17 protein-coding genes are annotated in these 21583 nt (G+C 52.7%); 11 read left to right on the top strand and 6 right to left on the bottom strand.

The genetic code is table 11. The features are described from left to right. Positions 1–3: 3 nt before the first annotated feature. Positions 4–1395, top strand: a complete 1392-nt coding sequence (gene xseA, locus HMPREF1121_RS02655; protein ID WP_044114523.1) for an exodeoxyribonuclease VII large subunit — start codon at positions 4–6, stop codon at positions 1393–1395. Here xseA and HMPREF1121_RS02650 read toward each other — a convergent pair. The 3 genes from HMPREF1121_RS02650 to HMPREF1121_RS02640 all read right to left on the bottom strand — a co-directional run bounded on the left by HMPREF1121_RS02650 (position 1392) and on the right by HMPREF1121_RS02640 (position 4118). Next, entirely contained in the window at positions 1392–2504 is a 1113-nt protein-coding gene (locus HMPREF1121_RS02650) for an acyltransferase (RefSeq protein ID WP_044114522.1), read from the bottom strand. The genes xseA and HMPREF1121_RS02650 overlap by 4 nt on opposite strands. Positions 2505–2603: 99 nt before the next feature. Then, positions 2604–2807 (bottom strand): winged helix-turn-helix domain-containing protein, encoded by a 204-nt coding sequence (locus HMPREF1121_RS02645; protein ID WP_009432916.1) that lies wholly within the window; start codon positions 2805–2807, stop codon positions 2604–2606. A gap of 723 nt (positions 2808–3530) precedes the next feature. Further along, positions 3531–4118: an NAD(P)H-dependent oxidoreductase gene (locus HMPREF1121_RS02640; RefSeq protein WP_044114521.1), complete on the bottom strand. Its 588-nt coding sequence runs from the start codon at positions 4116–4118 to the stop codon at positions 3531–3533. 267 nt (positions 4119–4385) lie between these two features. Here HMPREF1121_RS02640 and lysS point away from each other — a divergent pair, with 267 nt between their 5' ends. From lysS to HMPREF1121_RS02605, 6 genes are all read left to right on the top strand, one after another. Then, complete coding sequence (gene lysS / locus HMPREF1121_RS02630; protein ID WP_044114519.1) at positions 4386–6122, top strand: lysine--tRNA ligase; 1737 nt, start codon at positions 4386–4388, stop codon at positions 6120–6122. Positions 6123–6190: 68 nt separating this feature from the next. After that, entirely contained in the window at positions 6191–7213 is a 1023-nt protein-coding gene (locus HMPREF1121_RS02625) for an NAD(P)H-dependent glycerol-3-phosphate dehydrogenase (RefSeq protein ID WP_009433078.1), read from the top strand. Positions 7214–7230: 17 nt separating this feature from the next. After that, on the top strand, positions 7231–8031 hold the full coding sequence (locus tag HMPREF1121_RS02620) for a polysaccharide deacetylase family protein (protein ID WP_044114518.1): 801 nt from the start codon (positions 7231–7233) through the stop codon (positions 8029–8031). Between the two features lie 12 nt (positions 8032–8043). Beyond that, entirely contained in the window at positions 8044–8790 is a 747-nt protein-coding gene (locus HMPREF1121_RS02615) for an SIMPL domain-containing protein (protein WP_052353559.1), read from the top strand. Between the two features lie 56 nt (positions 8791–8846). Next, positions 8847–9797, top strand: a complete 951-nt coding sequence (locus HMPREF1121_RS02610) for a glycosyltransferase family 2 protein (RefSeq protein ID WP_198019156.1) — start codon at positions 8847–8849, stop codon at positions 9795–9797. Next, complete coding sequence (locus HMPREF1121_RS02605) at positions 9790–10995, top strand: glycosyltransferase family 87 protein (RefSeq protein ID WP_044114516.1); 1206 nt, start codon at positions 9790–9792, stop codon at positions 10993–10995. Before HMPREF1121_RS02610 ends, HMPREF1121_RS02605 begins: the two co-directional genes overlap by 8 nt. A 230-nt stretch (positions 10996–11225) precedes the next feature. Here HMPREF1121_RS02605 and HMPREF1121_RS02600 read toward each other — a convergent pair whose 3' ends face one another. Genes HMPREF1121_RS02600 through HMPREF1121_RS02590 form a run of 3 tightly spaced genes read right to left on the bottom strand, consistent with a single transcriptional unit; the run spans position 11226 to position 13227 of the window. After that, positions 11226–11570: a GntR family transcriptional regulator gene (locus HMPREF1121_RS02600; RefSeq protein ID WP_009432973.1), complete on the bottom strand. Its 345-nt coding sequence runs from the start codon at positions 11568–11570 to the stop codon at positions 11226–11228. Between the two features lie 5 nt (positions 11571–11575). Then, the gene (locus HMPREF1121_RS02595; RefSeq protein ID WP_044114515.1) at positions 11576–12364 is read right to left on the bottom strand and encodes a hypothetical protein; all 789 of its coding nucleotides are present in this window, start codon (positions 12362–12364) and stop codon (positions 11576–11578) included. Between the two features lie 8 nt (positions 12365–12372). Further along, positions 12373–13227, bottom strand: coding sequence for an ABC transporter ATP-binding protein (locus HMPREF1121_RS02590; protein ID WP_044114514.1), 855 nt, complete (start codon positions 13225–13227; stop codon positions 12373–12375). Positions 13228–14211: 984 nt separating this feature from the next. On the opposite strand from HMPREF1121_RS02590, the gene HMPREF1121_RS02585 reads away from it, so the two are divergent. The 4 genes from HMPREF1121_RS02585 to HMPREF1121_RS02570 are packed head-to-tail and all read left to right on the top strand — an operon-like array spanning position 14212 to position 21255. Then, positions 14212–17241: a SusC/RagA family TonB-linked outer membrane protein gene (locus HMPREF1121_RS02585; protein WP_044114513.1), complete on the top strand. Its 3030-nt coding sequence runs from the start codon at positions 14212–14214 to the stop codon at positions 17239–17241. Between the two features lie 37 nt (positions 17242–17278). Beyond that, positions 17279–18931, top strand: coding sequence for a RagB/SusD family nutrient uptake outer membrane protein (locus HMPREF1121_RS02580; protein WP_044114512.1), 1653 nt, complete (start codon positions 17279–17281; stop codon positions 18929–18931). A gap of 18 nt (positions 18932–18949) precedes the next feature. After that, entirely contained in the window at positions 18950–20083 is a 1134-nt protein-coding gene (locus tag HMPREF1121_RS02575) for a glycoside hydrolase family 18 (protein WP_044114511.1), read from the top strand. Positions 20084–20109: 26 nt separating this feature from the next. Then, positions 20110–21255 carry a BT_3987 domain-containing protein gene (locus HMPREF1121_RS02570; protein ID WP_044114510.1) on the top strand — a complete coding sequence of 382 codons (1146 nt, stop codon included), beginning with the start codon at positions 20110–20112 and terminating at the stop codon, positions 21253–21255. Positions 21256–21583: the final 328 nt, after the last annotated feature.

Genomic DNA, 21583 nt, shown 5'->3' with positions numbered 1-21583 from the left:
TCCGTGCAGCAAGCCACGACTGTCCGTTCATTTAGTCTGACCGAGCTCTTGGGTTCGGTCAGACGCTGTTTAGAGCACTCCTTCCCCGACCGCTATTGGGTGCGGGCAGAGGTGAGTGATCTGCGTCGTGCTGGTGGCCAAGGCCATGGCTACTTGGAGCTCTTGGAGAAGGGTGAGGAAGGGGATGTCGTGGCGAAGGTGCGTGCTACTATTTGGTCATCGGCCTATACGCTGATCGAGCAGCGCTTCGAGAGAAGCGGTGTGGGAAAGCTCTCTTCGGGGATGAGTATCTTGGCTCTTGTCGGGATTGCTTTCCATCCGCAGTATGGACTGAGCTTGAATATCATCGATATTGACCCCAATTATTCTCTCGGTGAGATCGCTCGTCTGCGCTTGGAGACTATACAGCGTCTCAAGCGCAATGGGCTCTTCACGATGAATAAAGAGCTTGATCTTCCCTTCCCCCTGCAGCGTATCGCTATCATCTCGTCTCCCACGGCAGCAGGCTATGGGGACTTCATGCGTCAGCTCCATGAGAATCCCTATGGAGTAGTGCTCTATACGGCGCTCTTCGCGGCGCAGATGCAGGGGAATGATACGACTGCATCTATACTCGCTGCACTGGGGCGTATCGCCGAGGTGGAGGAGCACTTTGATGCCGTGGTAATTATCCGTGGTGGAGGCGCCGTGAGTGAGCTAAGAGCTTTCGATGACTATACCTTGTGTGAGGCTGCCGCACAATTCCCCTTACCTATCATTGCAGGCATCGGGCACGAGCGTGATGTCTCGGTGCTTGACTTGATTGCCCATACTACGCTGAAGACCCCGACGGCAGTAGCTGCCTTCTTAGTCGAGGGCCTGGCAAGTGAACTGGCGGAGCTGCGGGAGCAGCTGCGCCGACTTCCCTCTTTGCTACAAGCCCTATCCATGGGGCGAAGTAATTGGCTCCATACGCAGGTCTCACGCCTGCCGCTCTTGGTACGTGGTCGCTTGGAGCAGGCTGAGCGTAAGCTTCTCACACAGCACTCACAGATCGCTCTCTCAGCTCGTCATTATCTCCAGCAGTCTGAGCATCGTCTTGAGCTGGCACTCCGTCGCCTCCCGACAGCTGCATCCTATGCTTTGCGTCAGTATCGTCAGGCGCTTCGTGAGCGACTCTCTCCCCTGCCACTACATGTGTCGCGCTTGAGAGAGCGTATGGAGGCTGATCTCCTACGTCAGGAGCAAGCGATTCGCTTGGCACATCCCGATCAGATCCTGCGTCGAGGCTTTAGCCTGGTCTCTTTTGGCGGGCGTATCGTCACACGTAGTAGCCAGATCCCTGCGGGAGCAGAGATCTCGGTGCGCTTTGCTGATGGCGAAGTGGAGGCTGTGACGAAGAAGGAAAAGCCTTAGTTCCTCAGCTCGGGGAACTGAAAGATAGGTAGCCCAGCACGTACCCATAGGCGGGCGATCCTATCATAGAGTGGCGAGATGACCCAGCGCCACAGCAGCAGGCGGAGCTTATCAATGAGGATGCTCCCCACAAAGACCAGCAACATAAATCCCACCACTGATACGATGAAAAGTCCCGTCGGGTACTGCTCGCTCAGCTCCCGCACAAATCCCGTATATCGCCCGATGAGCCGTGCATTGCAGTGGATGAGGTAGACGGCGAGAGTCGATGAGCCTATCCAGTTTACTGCGGCACTCTGTAGCTTGATCCGAGAGAAGGCGAGGAAGAGCAGTACGGCAGCGAGGATGTTGATCGGGGAGACGTAGCTCATGAACTTATAGGCAAGTGGGCTTGCTACGATTGACTGTCCCGTCCCATAGGCAAAGAGGAAGAGTGCGAGAGATTGCACAAAGGTTAGTCCCAAGTAGCCAAGGAGGAAGCTCCGTCCGTTCCAGCGCTCAAGGCGCTTGGGGTAGAGGTGTAGATAGCGTCCGATGAGGTAGATGCCAGCGAAGGCGAAGAGTGAATAGCCATCCTTGACCTCCAGCTGATCATTTATGAAGCCTAAGACGAACTCCACTAAGAAGAAGAGGGCGAGGTAGCGTCTTAGCTCCTCTTCGCTCGTTCGCTGAGTGAGAGCATTGAGGAGTGGGGAGAAGATCATGAGGCTCAGGTAAGTCGGGAGGAACCACTCTGCCTTTCGATTTAGGGGCATGAGGCTCCCCACGAATTCCGATAGGCTGAATGGCTCAAGTCCGAGGAGTACGAGGGTGCTGTACACTCCGACGGTATAGAAGAAGGCTTGGAAGAGCAGGCTCACGATCCCCTTGACGCGCGCCTTGATCCCGAAGTATCCCGAGATGAGTACGAAGACATTGACTCCGACGATGGCAAGTGCTTCGCTCCATACTTGGCCCAGAGATGTGAGTGGCTGCGCATGGATCGCTTCATTGGTTGGGAAGCGGAAAGCGAGGAAGTTGGCATGCAGCACAAGGATGAGCAGCATAGCCAAGATGCGGAGTAGCTCGAAGTTGGAGGCTCGAGCTGTGTCAGAGGTTGGGGTACCCACGGGGATAAGAGCTATAGGGATGAAAGAAAGCTATCCCTCCGTCGGGGCGAAGGGATAGCTTGAGGGTATGAGTAGGGGAGTGGTGCTCCCCATCTAGCATTAGTAGGTGAGCTCAACGAGCAATTCTTCACCGGATTCATCAAAGAGGAGCTTCCCTTCCTTCGCGAGCCAACCGATGGCTGCAAAGAGCTCCTTGTCAGAGCGGAGCTTGGTTGCTTTACGAAGAGCCTTAATGTCCATCTTGCCCAGGCTGTTAAGGGCATTCCATACGAGGCCAGCATTGGTGCCGATACGTTCGATCATATGCGTTCGAATAGATTAATTGTTAGACCCATAGTGCCACCAGCTCTGTAATAGCACTGGCTTTGCGGTAAAATTACCAACTCTTTTCTGATAAAGCAAACGGCCTACACGAGTGTAGACCGCTGAAGTGGATAGCCCGGGTACATAGGCTCCCTGTACCGTGCTGTATGGGGGCGCTTATTGGTAGATAGCGCGTGATAATGCAAAGTGATATAGGAGGGAAGATGTGAACCTATATTGGTCGACAGGCTGACCTATATGAGTACGTGTGTAGAGCTATATAGGATGGTGAAGAAAGCTATATAGCTTTCTCTTGATTCCTATATAGCTTTGTGAAGTGACCTCTATTAGGTTGTTACTCCGCGTAGGGATAAAAGTTATGGACGAGTGGCTGATAAGCTTGATCTACGTACGTGGCTCTAATATCTACGTACTTGGATATTTGGACTGACGTACCTGGTCTTTAAGACTACGTACATAGATGCGGAAAACCACTACGTGAAGGTGCTTTTTCCTTCACGAGAATGGCACTTTTTCCACCGCTGGATAAGGGGAATACGTACGATAAGGCGAAGGGCTTGCGTATCTCTTCGGAGTGGTATATCTAAGAGCTGAGCGTGCGATGCTTTAGCACTCTAAATAGAGGACAGGACTCGCGGCAACAGTCTCATATAGGTCGGCGGGCTGACCTATATGGGGGCTATTGCTTCTGTCTGTCGGAGGCTAGAGGAAGACCTCACCGCGGCGCTGCTTGGGGGTAATCGTAGGCTGATTGATATCGTCGTCGCTACGCTTACCGATCGCGATAGCGAGGACGGGGCTATACTTGTCGTGATGGAGTATCTGGTCGTAGGCCTCGAGGTCGATGCCCTCCATGGGAGTGCTGTCCAGCTCCATGCTCGCAAGCCCCGTCAAGGCGATCCCGAGAGCGATATAGGCTTGACTACGCATCCAGCCCAGGACGGAGGCCTCGCCCTGAGAAGCGATCTTATTGTGATAGAACTCCTGCGCCCCTTCGCTGAGCGTGGCGATACGCTCTGCTTCGAAGGTCGCTACGTCACGATAGTTATAGATGATGAGGAGATGACTGGCTTGCTCGATACGCTCTTTGTTGGAGTATGAGTGCTGGGCAAGCAGGCTCTTTGTCTCACGATCGCCGATGAGCTCGAAGGCCCAGGGCTGGCTATTTATGGAGCTGGGACAGAGGCGGAGCATCTCCTTGATGTCCTCCAGCTGCTTGTCGCTGAGATGGAAGGTGCTGTCGTAGGTCTTGGTCGTGTAGCGGGAGCGAAGGATATCGAGTATTTCCATTCTACATATGATACTTATTGAGTTGTAGGCAGTAGGGCACGACTCTCAAGTCGATGACTATGCTTTTATCTATCAACCTCGGCCTGTGAAAGAATGTTGAGAAGGCTTGGATTACCATTCTGCTATCTTCTCTACAGTGGGAGGTGGTGATAGGACTAGCTACAATAGGCGAGAACCTTGGGTGTAACAGTCTAGTCCTGTCGTAGAAATGCCTTATCTTTGCGTAGATTAGTAAAGAAGTAAATATCAGAATCAGCATATAGCAGAATGAATATCTTAGAGCTGAGCGAACAGGAGATCTTCCGTCGCCGTAGTCTTGAGGAGCTTCGCGCCCTCGGTATCAACCCTTATCCAGCAGACGAATATGTCGTCACGGGGTATGCCCGTGAGATCCTCGATACCTTCCAGGATGATGCACCTCGTCGTGAGGTACGTGTCGCTGGCCGTGTCATGGGCCGTCGTATCATGGGTAAGGCTTCCTTCCTCGAGCTCCAGGACTCTACTGGCCGTATCCAGATCTACATCACGCGTGATGAGATCTGCCCAGGCGAAGACAAGACTCTATACAATAATGTAGTGAAGAAGCTCATGGATATCGGCGACTTCATCGGTGTCGAGGGTGAAGTCTTTCGCACACAGATGGGGGAGATCTCGGTACATGCCTCTTCGCTGACCTTCCTCTCGAAGGCACTGCGTCCCCTGCCCGTGGTCAAGGAGAAGGATGGTCAGACCTTCGACAGCTTCACTGATCCTGAGCTCCGCTTCCGCCAGCGCTATGTTGACCTCGTTGTCAATAGCCATGTCAAGGATATCTTCCTCAAGCGTACGAAGATCTTCAATGCGATGCGCCAGTTCTTCAACGAGCGTGGCTACATCGAGGTCGATACGCCCGTACTGCAGCCTATCCCTGGCGGTGCTGCTGCGCGCCCCTTCATCACGCATCACAACGCGCTGGATATCCCGCTCTATCTGCGTATCGCCAACGAGCTTTATCTGAAGCGCCTCATCGTCGGAGGCTTCGAGGGTGTGTATGAGTTCAGCCGTAACTTCCGCAACGAAGGTATGGACCGCACGCACAACCCCGAGTTCACCGCTATGGAGATCTACGTCTCCTACAAGGACTACAACTGGATGATGGAGTTCACCGAGCGTATGCTGGAGTTCATCTGCCTCGAGGTCTTAGGCACGACAAAGGTCAGAGTAGGGGATCGCGAAATTGACTTCAAGGCTCCCTTCAAGCGTATCACTATGCTTGATGCCATCCAGGAGCATACGGGTATCGATATCAGTCAGATGGGCGAGGACGAGCTTCGCGCTACCTGCAAGAAGCTCGGTGTTGAGGTCGACGAATCCATGGGGGTCGGTAAGATGATCGATGAGATCTTCGGCGAGAAGTGCGAAGGCAGCTATATCCAGCCTACCTTCATCACCGACTATCCCAAGGAAATGTCGCCCCTGACGAAGGAGCACCGCTCTAATCCCCGCCTCACCGAGCGCTTCGAGCTGATGGTCAATGGTAAGGAGCTGGCCAATGCCTACTCCGAGCTCAATGACCCCATCGATCAGCGTGAGCGCTTCGAGGAGCAGCTCCGTCTCTCAGAGAAGGGGGACGATGAAGCGATGTTCATCGATGCCGACTTCCTTCGTGCCCTCGAGTATGGTATGCCCCCGACGAGTGGTATGGGTATCGGTATGGACCGCCTTGTGATGCTCCTGACTGGTCAGGAAAGCATTCAGGAAGTACTCTTCTTCCCTCAGATGCGTCCCGAGAAGGTAGCTCCTCGCGATAAGAAGGAGGTCTTCGTAGCTGCTGGTATCCCCGAAGCATGGGTACCCGTCCTGCACAAGGCTGGCTATCTGACACTGGAGTCGGTACGCGCCGAAGAGAAGCCCGGTCGTCTGCTGCAGCAGCTCCAGGATATCAAGAAGAAGTATCAGCTGGATCTGGAGCCTCTGACGCTCGAAATCGTCACAGCTTGGACCACCATCGGGGGAGCTCAGTAAGCGCACCCCGCACTCTCTCACGAGCCACTCCCCTTCATCGGGGAGTCGGCTAAGTAAGTACACGTATCATGCCCGAACAGACTTCCAGCTTCCCCGGTAGAGTAGGTATCCTCGGTGGCGGTAGCTGGGCTACAGCCTTGGCGAAGATCGTCCTCTCACGGCAACCCAAACTTAACTGGCTGCTGCGCACTTCGACACACGTCAAGGACTTCAAGCGCCTGCGCCACAATCCTGGTTACCTGACGTCGGTTACCTTCGATACGGATCGTATCACCTTCTTCACTGACTCGGATGTCAATGACTTCTTCCGAGCCTGTGATACCGTCATCCTGGCTACCCCTTCCCCCTACATACGCTATTACCTCAAGCGTGTGCGTAACTCGGTCATCCGCAATAAGCTCGTCATCAATGCGATCAAGGGGATGGTGCCCGAGGAGAACGTCCTCATCTCGGACTATCTACAGGAGTATAAGGAGCTGCGTCCTGGTCAGATCGGGGTTATCGCAGGCCCTTGTCACGCCGAAGAGATCGCCAAGGACCGCATGTCCTACCTGACGGTCGGCTGCTTCGATATGGCTAAGGCCAAGGTGCTGAGCGAAGAGATCTTCAGCAACGACTACGTCCACTGCGCTGTCAGCCGTGACGTCGTCGGTATCGAATACGCAGCGGTGCTGAAGAATATCTATGCTATCGCCGCTGGTATCTGCCATGGGATGAATAAGGGAGATAACTTCCAGTCCGTGCTGATATCGAATGCTATCGCGGAGATGAGCAACTTCGTCAGTACCGTGCACCTCGTCAGTCGTGACGTGACAGAGTCCGTCTACCTCGGTGACCTCCTCGTCACGGCCTACTCCAGCTATAGCCGCAATCGTACCTTTGGTAATATGATCGGTAAGGGCTACAGCGTCCGTGCCGCTCAGATGGAGATGAACATGATCGCCGAAGGGTACTACGGCGCTAAGTGTATACATGAGATCAACCAGCGCTACCAAGTGACGATGCCTATCTGTAGCGCCGTCTACAATATCCTCTATGAGGGTGCTCCCGTCGAGCAAAGCATCGAGCGTCTGTCTACTCTCTTCAAGTAGTCCCCCTTACCTCCCCAATGGCTACACGCCCCCATCGTATCTTATTGAGCTTCGATATAGAGGAGTTCGACGTGCCACGTGAGCATGGTGTCGAGCTCCCTATGGAGGAGCAGGTACGTATCTCTGTCGCAGGATCACATGCCCTCCTCGATGTACTGAAGAAGCATGAGGTACGTGCGACCCTTTTCTGTACGGCGAACTTCGCTCAGCACGCTCCCGAGATCATCCAGCGTATCCTCTCTGAGGGGCATGAGCTTGCATCGCATGGTTACTACCACTGGACCTTTGAGCCTGCCGACCTGAAGAAGTCTAAGGATGCTCTCGAGGCTCTTGCAGGAGTCCCTGTGCGAGGCTATCGTCAGGCTCGTATGATGCCCGTCCCCGAGGTGGAGATCTATAAGGCAGGCTATAGCTACAACACCTCTCTCAACCCGACCTTCATCCCTGGGCGCTACATGCATCTGAGTGCACCACGTACGCACTTTATGAAGGAGGGTGTACTGCAGATCCCAGCTTCGGTGACGCCTCTTATTCGCTTCCCGCTCTTCTGGCTCTCGTGTCACAACCTTCCCTTCGGACTCTATCGTTGGCTCTGTCGTCGTACGCTCCGTCATGATGGCTATCTGGTGACCTACTTCCATCCGTGGGAGTTCTACGAGCTGAATGAGCACCCCGAGCTGAACCTCCCCTTCATCGTGCGCAATAACTCTGGCCGTGCGATGGTCGATCGACTGGATCGCTGGATCAGTTACTTCAAGCAGGAGGGAGCTGAGTTCATCACCTATTCTGAGTTCACTGATTCTACAATAACTATCTAATTTCTTTTCTCAATGAACATTAATAAGTCCGCTCTTACGCTCACGCTTATCGGAGCTGTCGCATTGCTTGTCTCCGTCTTTGTACTCGCTGGCGGTCTGAAGGGCTTCCGTAGCAATTCGCCCAAGACGATCTCCGTCACGGGGAAGGCTGAGCGTAACTTCACCTCTGACCTTATTGTCTGGTCCGCCAGCTTCACCTCTGAGTCGACAGATCTGCAGAGTGCTTACTCCGAGCTTAAGGGGAAGCAGCAGGCCGTAGCCTCTTACCTCCAGAGTAAGAGTATCCCCAGCGAAGCTATTGCTTATAGCAGCGTCAGTATCTCTCGTGAGAATGAAAGCTCCTATGACGAGAGCTCTGGGCGTACCTTCTATCGCTTCAAGGGCTACTCCCTGACGCAGACGGTGACGATCACCTCGCGCAACATCGAGGCTATCGAAGCAGTCTCTCGCCAGATCTCTGAGCTGATCAATAATGGTATTGAGATCGAGTCGGGCAATCCTCGCTATTACTACACGAAGCTCAATGACCTCAAGGTCGAGATGCTCAAGGAAGCTTCTGAAGATGCTCGCAATCGTGCCTCCGTCATCGCTGAGGGCAGTAAGAGCAGTCTCGGTGGCCTGACGAAGTCCAACATGGGTGTCTTCCAGATCGTCGGTCAGAATAGCGACGAAGATTACAGCTGGGGTGGCTCCTTCAATACTTCTTCTAAGGAGAAGACTGCCAGCATCACGGTCAGCTCTACCTACAACATTAAGTGAAGTTTGTCTGTCCCCAAAGCATTCATCCCTCTGATCATCACATGATCTCTATCCCCATTCCCCGCTTAGTGATCGTCTCCCCGTGCTACAACGAGGAGGCGATCCTTGCTTATTCCGCTCGCGAACTCACGAGTCTCCTTGAGCGCCTCATCGCAGCAGGTAAGATCCTTCCCACAAGTCACGTCCTCTACGTCAATGATGGCAGTCGTGACCGCACCTGGGAGCTGATAGAAGAGCTTCACCGAGAGAATCACTTTATCGATGGACTTTGTCTGGCGGGCAATGTGGGACATCAGTCTGCGATCATGGCTGGGATGATGACGGCACGGGACTTCGCTGATGCCGTCGTCACCATTGATGCCGATCTGCAGGATGACTTAGGCGCGCTCGAGGAAATGATCGATCGCTATCTGGAGGGCTATGATATCGTCTATGGGGTGAAGGTCTCACGTACGGCAGATCCTCTCCTGAAGCGCACCTCGGCACTGGTATTCTATCGCCTGCAGAGTGCTATGGGCATTCGTGCGATCTACAATCATGCGGACTTCCGTCTGATGAGTCGTCGTGCGCTGGATGCTTTGGCTTGCTACCCTGAGCGCAATCTCTATCTGCGTGGGATCATCCCTCAGCTGGGCTATGCTTCTACGACAGTCGACGACGTCATCAGTGAGCGCGTCGCTGGGGAATCGAAGTACACGCTGCGCAAGATGCTCCTGCTGGCGGTAGATGGCATCACTTCCTTCACGACACGCCCTATCAGCTGGATCATCGGTATGGGACTGCTGTGCCTGCTTATCAGTATTTGCATGGCGGTGTATGTACTGGTCTCTTACATCGAGCACTTGTCCGTACCGGGCTGGGCTTCGCTGATGCTCTCCTTGTGGTTCATCGGGAGCATCGTCCTGCTGTCGCTCGGCGTCATCGGGCAGTATATCGGGAAGATCTATATCGAGATCAAGCAGCGCCCACGCTATCATATCGCTCAGCACCTCAAGCATCATGACTAAGGACCAACCCTTACTTCGCCTGTGCGCCAAGCTGCAGGCCTTCTTCCACAAGCCGTTCTTCTCGAATCCCCGCACGCTCTTTGGCCTGTGGACGCTCTTGGCTGTGGTCGCGGGGCTGACGAAGATCGCACCGCACCGCCATAATAATTTCCTCATCTTCCGTGGAGTCTTCTGGCACACCATCCAGAAGCTGTCGCTGTATGACTTCTACCCGACGGAGTACAATGACCACAATCACTACGGCCCGGTCTTCAGTCTCGTCATCGCTCCCTTTGCGGTGGTGCCCGATGCTATTGGTCTTCTCGGCTGGCTCGTGGTGCTCGCGCTCGGCATGTACTATGCAGTGCGTCGCCTACCACTCGAAGAAGGGCGACAGATCTTCCTCTACTGGTTCTGCGCGCATGAGCTACTTACGGCGCTGCAGATGCAGCAGTTCAATATCGCCATCGCTGCCATCATCATCGGCTCCTTCGCAGCTATCGAGAAGGGGCGAGAAGTCACGGCCGCCTTCCTCATTGTCTTGGGGACGTTCGTCAAGCTCTATGGCGTCGTCGGCTTGGCATTCTTCTTCTTCGTCAAGCGCAAGCCCCGCTTCATCCTGGCTCTCATCGGCTGGTCGGTCGTGTGCTTTGTCGCGCCGATGCTGATCAGTAGCCCCGAGTATGTCGTAGGGCAATACGTCGAGTGGTACGAACGACTTGCGGCGAAGAACGGTGAGAACACCTTCTCCCTGATGCAGAACATCTCGCTTCTGGGGATGATCCGCAAGGCCTCGGGCTCGGCTTCCTACTCCGACCTCTTGGTCATCCTCCCTGGGCTGGCGCTCTTTGGCTTGCCTTACCTTCGCTTCGGGCAGTACCGCCACTTGGCATTCCGCTATGCGATACTTAGCTCGGTGCTTCTCTTCGTAGTGCTTTTCAGCACGGGCAGCGAGTCAAGCACCTACATTATACCTTTTGCTGGGATCGCGCTGTGGTACACGACGAGTCCGTGGAAGCGCTCAGGCTGGGACGTAGCCCTTCTGGTCTTCGCCTTTGTGCTAAGTAGTCTGTCGCCTTCGGACCTCTTCCCCCGCAGTCTGCGTGAGGCGTATGTCTTGCCTTATGCCTTGAAGGCACTTCCTCCCACGCTCATTTGGCTGCGCCTGAGCTACGAACTTCTGACGCGCGACTACGCCCCTTCTAAGACGGCTCTATAGTGCCTTCGTCAGTGGCTCCAATAGGCTTCGGAGAAAAGTAATATAACTTTTGTCGAAAAGTAATATAACATTCACTCGAAAGTAATATAACATTGGGACAGAAGTAATATAACTTCCAAACGAAAGGTATATACCCTTTGTTCCTCACCTCTATAACGCGCCGTGCCCCGCATACCTAATCCCGATGGGATAGGCATGCGGGGCACGCTGAAAGTAGTGGAGTAGGAGGCTTAGAGATCGAGTGCCTTGCGGAGCTCTTCGCTGGTGATGCCGAGAAGCTCTGCATCACGACGGAAGCGAGGGATAGACTCTTCGTGGAAGACTCTACGCTTCTCAGCACGGATGGTTTCTACCGCCCCTTCGCTGATATAGTAGCCAAGGCCGCGCATGGGATATACCAGACCACGGAGAGCCAACTTATCATAGGCGTGAACGACGGTATTGGGGGCGACCTGCATCAGTTCTGCCATATCGCGCACTGAGGGGATACGCTCGCCTTCGGTGAATCGCCCCGTCAGTACACCTTCGTTGATGTAGTCGATGATATGGGCAAAGCCCACATTGGAGAATGCCATAGCGATTACTTGATTTGGATGGTCTTGAGGCGATGGTAGATGGCCCAGGTGAGGAAGAGGTCGATGAGCCCGAAGAAGATCAGGACGATCCAAGCATAATCACCGTCAGTGAGGGGGTGCTCTATCGAGTAATGGTATATCTCCTCTTCGAAGTTGAGGACGAAGGTGAGGAAGATGAGGAAGCCACTGAACTCTACGAACGCCGCAGCACACAGCCCGAAGATCGCCTTGCGGAAGTGGATCATGCAGAGCGTCACCAGTAGTGGCAGGTGTAGTCCCATAGAGAGAATAGCTGCTAATTCTTTTAGATAGAGCTTACCATAAAAGAACTGTATCGGGAGTGCCCAGTCTAAAACGTCGAGGAATCCACCAGGGATGAAGAGCCCAAAGATGCCAGAGATAATCAGCGTAGAGAGAAGCGAGATGAGGTAATAGCCCAAGCTGAGTAGGGCAATACTTATCATCTTCTCTCCAGCCGAAGCGGGGATCTGGGTATAAGCACCAGGCGAAGGCTTATGTACGCACTTATTGATCCAGATCAAGATATAGATGATCGTCCCTATAAGGTAGGGACCGATGACTCCGCCTCTACCATAGACGTCAGCCAGTTCGACGAAGGCCTCTTGGATATCAAATCCCTTCGTGAGGAAAAGGGTCAGGAACGGGAAGCCGAAGAATGCCACCGCCATGATAGCATGGAAGATGAGCAGTGGGCGCAGGGTGCTGAAGAAGCCTTCTACAGTGAGAAGGTAGATGCGCCCAAATGAGGAGCGATGTAGCGTGGAGGTATTCATCGTAGCGCTTATTTAGAGGTGTCTGATGGAGTGTGAAGGTGACGCATGAGTTCTGCGCCTCGGCTGACGACAGCATTGAAGAAGAGCTCCATGCTGAAGGTATCCGTTACGGCCTCGCCTTGAAGTGGTAGGATGCCGACGGTACCACCTAGCGAAGGCTCAGTATAGAGTGCGCGAGCTTCTTCGTCGGGACTGACGAGGCCGAAGTAAAGACGCTCGGAGAGATCAGCGATAGATTCGTTGCAGTAGATGCTACCACGCTCGAGGATGACGATGCGGTCGATGAGCTGCTCAAGATCTCGTACTTGGTGCGTGCTGATGATGACCGTCTGCTCTTCGCTGAGGTGACGAGCTACGGCGCGGCGGAATTCTCCCTTAGAAGGAATATCCAGTCCGTTGGTCGGCTCATCAAGGAGCAGTAGGGGCACACGGAGTGATAGGGCGAAGGCAATCAGTGCCTTCTTCTTCTGCCCCTGTGAGACCTTGCCCAGGTTCATCTTCCAGTCGAGCGAGAAGGTCTCGATGAGTTCGCGGGCAATAGCTTCATCGTAGTTGGGGTAGAAGGGAGCGTAGAGATCGAAGTAGCGTCGGATGGTGACATGAGGTACTTGGATCTCTTCGGGTAGGAGGTAGACCTGCTGGAGGAAGGCTACCTTACGTTCGCGTGGCGTGAAGCCAAGGACGTTGATCTCTCCTTGCTTGGAGAAGAGCTGACCATAGATGTTCTTCAGGAGAGTCGTCTTGCCCTCGCCGTTTTTACCGAGGAGCCCTACGACGCTACCCTGAGGTAGGCTCAGGTCGAGGCCACTGAAGACTGGGCGCCCTGACTTGTAGCCGAAGGAAAGTTGCTTAGTTGTGATCATAGGACAGTAATATTTATGTTAAGTGTATTGCTTAGCTGTCACACTGCAAAGGTAGCAAACTTTTCATAAGGTGTATCACCTATCTGATATTTCTTCTTACTTCCCTCTCGTATATATACCCCGTGTCTCCGAGTAAAGGAGAATCGGGTAGGGGAGCTTGTTGGAATCCTCTTATAGGGTAGGTTTTTCAACCAGTACTGGTCGCTGAGTTGACCAGTATTGGTCGGAGCTCCGACCAGTACTGGTAGATATTACGGACCAGTACTGCTCCGATGAGTGACCAGTACTGGTTCATTTTTCTCCCTTATAGCTCTCTTCTAATTAGCTGGTATATAGTCTAATTTGTGGTGGGCTATTTCCCCGTTGAGATGCAGCTATCCCAAATGTCTTCCTGTAGTAGACTGATCAAGAGCGCAGGATACTTCTGATCCCAGTAATAGGTGCGTCGAAGATCTACTTTTTGATCTGTCTTTTGCTTTCCTCGAACGATTGCATCGTATTTGTTGTAGAATGGTGCTTCTAACAGTCAAGTTGCGTAGCGCTGTCTTGTGGATGTATCTGGCACGATAACAGCGAGTTATAGGTGCCGTCATATACTTAAATATTTTAGGAAGTAAGTATTTATCTTCTTGCAACTTTCGAAAGAATTTAATTATTACTTTTGCTCGCACTTACAACGGAATATGATTACTGCTCGCGCCTTCGTGCAACAGACTAATCGCTCCTCGGAGCTTTGTGCTGCTCTCAACCTGGATGGTTGGGGGCTTTCCTCCGTTGCTATACCTTATCTACTTCAAGACGGGGCTATTGATACGGCTTATGTATTGATCCCCGTACCGTCTTTCCCTCAATCAGTCGTTTGCTCACTGCTGCCGCTTGCCCCACAGGGAGCTGCACAGGGGAGCTACGCAGCCTTTTCTCTCTAATCCTAAAGAGAAAGTACAGAGGCTAAGACCATCCTCCGCTTATTTTTTAGTTTTAAATATGAAGAAAGTACTATCTATCCTCATGATCCTCTTCCTTACGGTCGCTACCGCGATGGCGCAGGGTAAGAGCATCAGTGGTGTCGTGCTCGATGCCACGAATCATGAGCCTGTGATCGGGGCTTCCGTCCTGGTCAAGGGCGTACAAGGTCAAGGTGCTTCCACGGACATCAACGGGAAGTTTACCTTGAAGAACGTGAAGTCAGGTGCCGTCCTCGTCGTGTCGTCCATCGGCTACGCGAAGAAGGAGGTCCCTGTCGGTAACCAGACAGAGCTGAAGATCGAGCTCTCCGGTGAAGACAACCAACTCCAAGGTGTCGTCGTCACCGCTCTCGGTATCAAGCGCTCGCAGAAGGCCCTGAGCTATAATGTCCAGGAGATCAAGAACGATGCTCTGACGACGGTGAAGGATGCCAACTTTATGAATAGCCTCAACGGTAAGGTCGCTGGTGTGAACATCCAGCGCAGTGCCTCGGGTGTCGGTGGTAGCACGCGTGTGGTTATGCGTGGTAACAAGTCGATCTCTGGGGATAATAATGTGCTCTACGTGATCGATGGGGTACCTGTCGGTAACAGCGCTGACCGTGGTGGTGACGGCTCTGGCTTCGGTGCAGGTCGTGCTTCGGGTGAAGGTATCTCGAATATCAACCCTGATGATATCGAGTCGATCAGCGTCCTGACGGGTCCTTCGGCTGCTGCTCTCTATGGTGCAAGTGCTGCTAATGGGGTTATCCTCATCAATACGAAGAAGGGTGCTGCAGGTCAGCTGCGTGTGAACTTCTCTTCTTCTGTAGAGACGGCTTCGCCCTTCATCCTGCCTAAGTTCCAGAATACCTATGGCAATCAGGCTGGTCAGTACACCTCTTGGGGTGATAAGCTTGCTACCCCTTCCACCTATAAGGTACGCGACTTCTACAACCGCGGCGTGACGTTCAATAACTCGTTCAACTTCTCGGTTGGTACGGATAAGAACCAGACCTACTTCTCTGCTTCTGCTATCAATGCTAAGGGGCTTGTACCTAACAATAAGTACCATCGCTACAATGCTTCGATTCGTAATACGTCGAAGTTCCTCAATGATAAGCTGACGCTGGACGTCTCGGCTAACTACATCCGTGACTATGCGAACAACATGATCTCCTACGGGGCATACTTCAATCCTATCGTAGGTGCTTATCTCTATCCTCGTGGTGAGAACTTCGACCAGGAGAAGTACTTCGAACGCTACGATGCAGAGCTGGGGTACAATGTACAGCAGTGGAAGCCCGGTAGCATGGGTATGGACGTGCAGAACCCTTACTGGGTGGCATACCGCAATCTGCACCCCGAGGTCAATGACCGCTACATGCTCTTCGGCTCACTGAAGTATGAGCTGAACAAGAAGATCAACTTCACGGGGCGTGCTCGTCTGGATAACACCTTCACTGAGCGTGAGACGAAGCTCTATGCTTCCACCTCCAGCGTCTTCTCTAAGCCTCTCGGTTATTTCTCCTCTGATGTCAGCTACTTCAAGCAGAAGTATGTGGACTTTATGGCGAACTACAATTCCCCTATTGCTCAGGATATCAATCTGACGGCTACCCTCGGTACGTCGTATGAAGAGTATGACAATAAGGGTCAGGGCTTTGGTGGACACCTCTTCCTCATCCCTAATAAGTTCATCTTCCCTAATACGAATCAGCTCCAGAGCGGTGGCTCACAGTCCTCTACGCGTAAGAGCAACTTCGCAGTCTTCGCTTCTGCTGAACTAGCTTGGCGCAACGCGCTCTACCTGACGCTTACGGGTCGTACGGATAAGCCTTCGCAGCTTGTAGGTAGCGTAGACCCTTGGATCTTCTATCCCTCGATCGGTCTCTCTGCTGTTGTCACCGACCTCCTCTCTGAGGACCTGCGTGCTAAGCTCCGTCCTACGCTCTCTTATCTGAAGGTACGTACCTCTTATACGGAGGTGGGTTCTCCTATCCCCTTCACAGGTCTGACTCCAGGTACTATCACGCACTCGATGAGTAGCGGTAAGGTAGAGCCCTTCGACTACTATCCTCTGCCTGACCTGAAGGCTGAGCGCACGCGCTCTATTGAGCTCGGTGTCGACTCTCGCTGGTTCGGTGGTGCTCTGACGTTTGGCGCTACGGTCTATCAGTCAAATACGCTCAATCAGCTCCTTGAGACCGACCTTGATCCAGGTACGGGCTATAAGAAGCTCTATGTACAGGCTGGTAATGTCCGTAACCGTGGTATCGAAATGACGCTTGGCTTCAATAAGAAGTTTGGTGGCTTTGAGTACAGCTCGAATGTTACTGCTACGGCTAACCGCAATAAGATCCTCAAGCTGGCTTCTGGTGTCACGAATCCTATCACACACGAGGTCTTTGACCTGAAGGATATCGTCAAGGGCCGCTTCCGTCTGCGTGAAGGTGGTGAGCTCGGTGACGTCTACGCTAGTGAGCGTATCAAGCGTGATGCTAATGGCTATGTAGACTATACCCCAGGTCAGTCTCTGGTCACGGAGCCAACGACTCCTTATAAGCTCGGTTCGGTCAATGCTAAGTGGAACCTCGGCTGGAAGCATGGTTTCTCTTATAAGGGCTTCGATCTGAATATGCTCTTCACGGCTCGTCTTGGTGGTATCGTCATCTCAAAGACGCAGGCTGCTCTCGACAAGTTTGGGGTTTCTCAGGCTTCTGCTGATGCACGCGATGCTGGTGGTATCAACATCGGCGAAGGTCTTACCATCGCTCCACAGCAGTTCTACGATGCTGTCTACAACCTCGACTCCTACTACGTCTACTCGGCTACGAACGTTCGTCTGCAGGAGCTGAGCCTCTCTTACAGCCTGCCTAAGAACTTCCTTGGCAAGACCTTTAAGAATGTAGCTCTCTCTGTCTACGCTACGAACCTTTGGATGATCTACAACAAGGCTCCTTACGATCCTGAACTCACGGGGTCTACGGGTACGTTTGGTCAGGGCTATGACTACTTCATGCTCCCCAGCCAGCGCACTATCGGTGCCAGCATCAAGGTCGGCATCTAAGTCGAGTACTTATCTTATCAGATAAAGAAGAAACGAAATGAAGAACTTCAAGAAATTAGTCCTTCCCGCTTTGGCGATGGCCTCAGCGCTGGTCTTCGCCTCCTGCAATCAGGAAGATATCAATACCAGCCGTGTCGGTGTCACCGATGAGGAGCTCAACCAGGGTGGTCTTGCCTATGGCCTGGCTATGATGAGCCTTCAGCGCTCGGTCATGCCTATCGGCGTCGCTGGCGAAACGGGGCCTGGGAATAGCATGCAGGTCCTCGAGCTTATCTCTACGGGTAACTATGTAGGCTACTACGGGAATAATAACAACTGGAACTTTAACACGGAAGGTACCTGGACGTTCACCAATGGGCGTATGAGCATCCTCTACGGTCTCCTCTACGGGGATGTAGCGAAGTCTTGGCTCCCCATCCATATCCAGGCAAGCCGTGCTAAGGATAACCTGCAGGCTCAGCAGGTCCTGGCGATGGCCAATATCGTGAAGGTTGTCGGCTGGCTGCGTGCTACCGATGCCTTTGGTCCTATCGTATATACGAAGGCTGGTAGCGGTGACATCACGCCTACTCCTGACTCTCAGCAGGAGGTCTATAAGGGGATGCTTGCAGATCTGGAGAAGAGTGCAGCAGTCCTGCGCGAAGCTCGTGAGTCCGTCCTCTCCCGTAATGACCTCGTCTATAATGGTGATGCCAGCAAGTGGGTTAAGCTTGCTAACTCCCTGATGCTGCGTATGGCTGTCCGTGTCCACTTCAAGGATGCAGCACTGGCTAAGGAATACATTGCTAAGGCTTTGGATGCTTCCAATGGTGGCGTCATTGAGACCACGGCTGACGAGGCTAAGATCGGTAACTCCGATAAGCAGCCTCTGGCACACCCAGCACTCATCTCTGTAGATCAGTACAACGAGACGCGTATGGGTGCTACCATCTGGTCTTACCTCCAGGGCTACAATGACCCACGTCTTGAGAAGTACTTCACGAAGGGTACTTACCGCAATATACCAGGCTACTACTTCCTCCCTCCGACCAACAACGAGTCGAAGAGGGAAGGTGCTAATACTGCTCAGTACGCTTCGAAGCCTAACTTCTCTACGGAAACGCCTCTCTACTGGTTCCGTGCTTCGGAGACGTTCTTCCTCAAGGCTGAGGCCGCTCTTTACGGTCTGATCTCTACAGGGACGGCACAGTCTTACTATGAACAGGGTGTCCGTCAGTCCTTCGCCGAAGCTGGCGCAGGAGATGCTACGGCTTATCTGGCTCAGACGGGGGTATTGCCCGCTGCAACTACTGTAGCTTACAACCCTTACCTTTCGAGCAGATATAGCGATAATATCTCCTCTGGTAATGTCTCTCCCAACTGGAATGATGTAGATGCTACTCGTAACCTGCAGGAAGTACAGCTTCAGAAGATCATCACGCAGAAGTACCTTGCGCTCTTCCCCAATGCTTATGAAGCATGGACGGAATATCGTCGTACGGGCTATCCCTTCATTATGAAGCCAGCTGATACCGGGGCTCCTTCGCGTATCGGTGGAGATGCCAGCATGCGTGCTCCTGAGCGCTTCTCCTTCCCTGCATCGGCTTACGATAGCAACCCCAACCTCAAAGTCATTCCCTCTCTCCTCGGTGGTGTAGACCTCGGTAAGACTCCGCTGTGGTGGGTGCGTGACAATCGTCCTAATCAGTAACTCTAAAACGAATCATCTATGAAGATGCTTAAATATGCGCTTGTCGCAGCTATGGCCCTCGCCTCTGTCGCTTGTAGCAAGTGGACTGATGATGAGCGCTTGACCTTCGACAATCAGAAGGACCTCAAGCGAGCCATTCCCTTCATTGAGTTGACGAGTGCCGATCAGCTCACTGCCGAGCAGCAGAAGTATTACAGCGAGCTCCGTGCTTGGAAGCAGACGCCTCACGTACGTGGCTTCGGCTGGTTCGGTGGCTGGACGGCTAAGGGTACGGATCCACAGAAGTACCTCCGTATGCTTCCCGATAGCGTCGATATCGTATCTCTTTGGGGTACGCATGGTAACCTTACAGAGGCACAGAAGACCGACCTCAAGCTTTTCCGTGAGGTTAAGGGGGGGAAGGTTCTCCTCTGCTGGATCATTCAGAACCTCGGTGATCAGCTTACTCCTCAAGGAAAGAATGCAACTGACTACTGGGTGACAGAGAAGGGTGGCGGTGATTTCCTCGAAGGTGTCAAGGCTTATGCTAATGCTATCTGTGATACGATCGAGAAGTATGATCTTGATGGATTTGACCTTGACTATGAGCCAGGGTATGGTCACTCAGGAAATATGGCTACAACTACTGCTTGGATTTCTGAGACAGGGAATGTCAATATGTATACCTTCATTAAGACGCTTTATGATCGTCTGAATCCGAAGGGGCGTATTGTTGTTATGGATGGTGAGCCTTATTATATGGATCGAGCAACCTCCAAGATGGTGTCTTACTATATTTATCAGGCTTATGATGAGTCTACGACAGCTCGTGCACTCCAAAAGCTTGAGAATGGTGGTACTTACGGCTATGGTGAGGATGATTATCTCGACAACTGGGAAGGTAAGAGCTTCCTGACCTTAGAGTTCCAGAAGTATTCTAAGACGGGTGGTTTCCCTCGTTATACCAGCTCTAACCCTGAGATTCAGAAGCTTGATGCCGGTCGTCAGATCATGGACTATGCTACGATGCTCATGCCTAATGGTAAGCGTATCGCTGGTATCGGTACTTATCACATGGAGCTTGATACGGAGGGTGGCAGCTATCGCTTCCTTCGCCAGGCTCTCAATGCCGGTAATCGCGTCAGCGACACCCAGAAGGCAGACTTCCAATAATGGCTAACAGAGAAAACAAGAGTTTGATGAAAAGAATAGTATATGCGCTCCTCGCAGCAAGCCTTCTTGGTAGCTGTCAGAATGAGCTTTACAACGATCCTGCAAAGGATCATCAGAGCGAGCAGGGGATCTATATCCACGGTCAGGAGCAGACGCAGATCTTCCTCCTTAGTGGTGCATCGCAGGATGCAAATGGTCCTCGTGTCAGCCTGGTCAAGCCTGCTTCGTCTACCGTCACGGTGAACTTCTCCGTCGGCTCACAGGCACAGCTCGACGCTTACAACGCTAAGAACGGTACGAGCTACAAGCTCCTTCCGTCGACGATGTATGAGCTTCCTGCTTCGGTGACTATTCCCGCAGGTCAGACTTCGGCTTCGATCCCCGTCAAGCTGAAGGCTGTTACCTTCTCAAGTGGCGAAGTCTTCGCTCTGCCCATCCAGCTGCAGGGGAGCAATCCTCACGCTATCGGCGGTCAAAGTGAAGCGATCATCGTCGTCGACCAAGCTACCGAGACGAAGGCTCTCAGCATCAACACCGGTAATGAGATCGCTGCTTACTTCGCAGAAGATATCCTTGTGCCCCAGTGGACGATGGAAGTCATGGTCAAGCGCAGCAATATCAATGGTGCACTTGCTGGTACGAAGTTCGTCGGTGGGTCGGATGACAAGAGCGAAATCTACCCTGTCGTCGGCAAGGATGGTTCGTTCTTCCGCACGGGTGGTACTGACCTCTCGCTCTCGAAGGATATCATGCCTCTCGAAGACAACAAGTGGTACATGTTCTCCTTCGTCTATGACGGGGCGAACGTCTCAGTCTACTGCAACGGCCGTCAGGTGCTTTCGCAGCCTGTACGTGATGGCGACTACAAGCTTGGTGGATTCTGGCTCAGCACCACGCGTGGTCTGATGCGCGAACTGCGATTCTACAAGGTCGCACGTACCCCAGCTCAGATCGCTGCTAACGTCTGGAAGATGGCTGATCCTAAGGATACGAACCTCGTAGCATACTATCCTATGAACGGGAAGAAGTATGATCCTGCTACCGGTACGATCACGGAGGATGAGACTCAGATCTGGGACTGGTCTGCCGGTGCACATCACTTCCCCAGCCTCCAGGGTGCAACCTTCGTCGACAATGCAGGTAAGCCCTTCCGCTTCCCCGTCACGGAGTAAGCCTCTTCGGTAATACTTCCCTTATGATCCGCCCCTCGAAGGTCCGTCCTTTGAGGGGCGGATTCTTTTTGGCGGAAGGAGAAAGGGGGAAGAAGAGTAGGGGAAAGCGAAGCCTCTCCAATCTGCTTCTCTGAGTGAGATAAGGTATATGCTTTCCAAGGGTATATAGCCTCCTCGCAAATGTTATATTACTTCCCACTGAATGTTATATTACTTTCAGTCAAATGTTATATTACTTTCAGTCAAATGTTATATTACTTTCGGTCAGAAGTTATATTACTTTCTGATGGAAGTTATATTACTTCTCTTCGAATGTTACTCTACTTCT

The organism is Porphyromonas sp. KLE 1280 (assembly GCF_000700805.1).
GTDB classification, from domain to species: Bacteria; Bacteroidota; Bacteroidia; order Bacteroidales; family Porphyromonadaceae; genus Porphyromonas; species Porphyromonas pasteri.
Note: the sequence above shows the minus strand (reverse complement) of the source record. Positions and strands in the feature narration are given on the sequence as shown.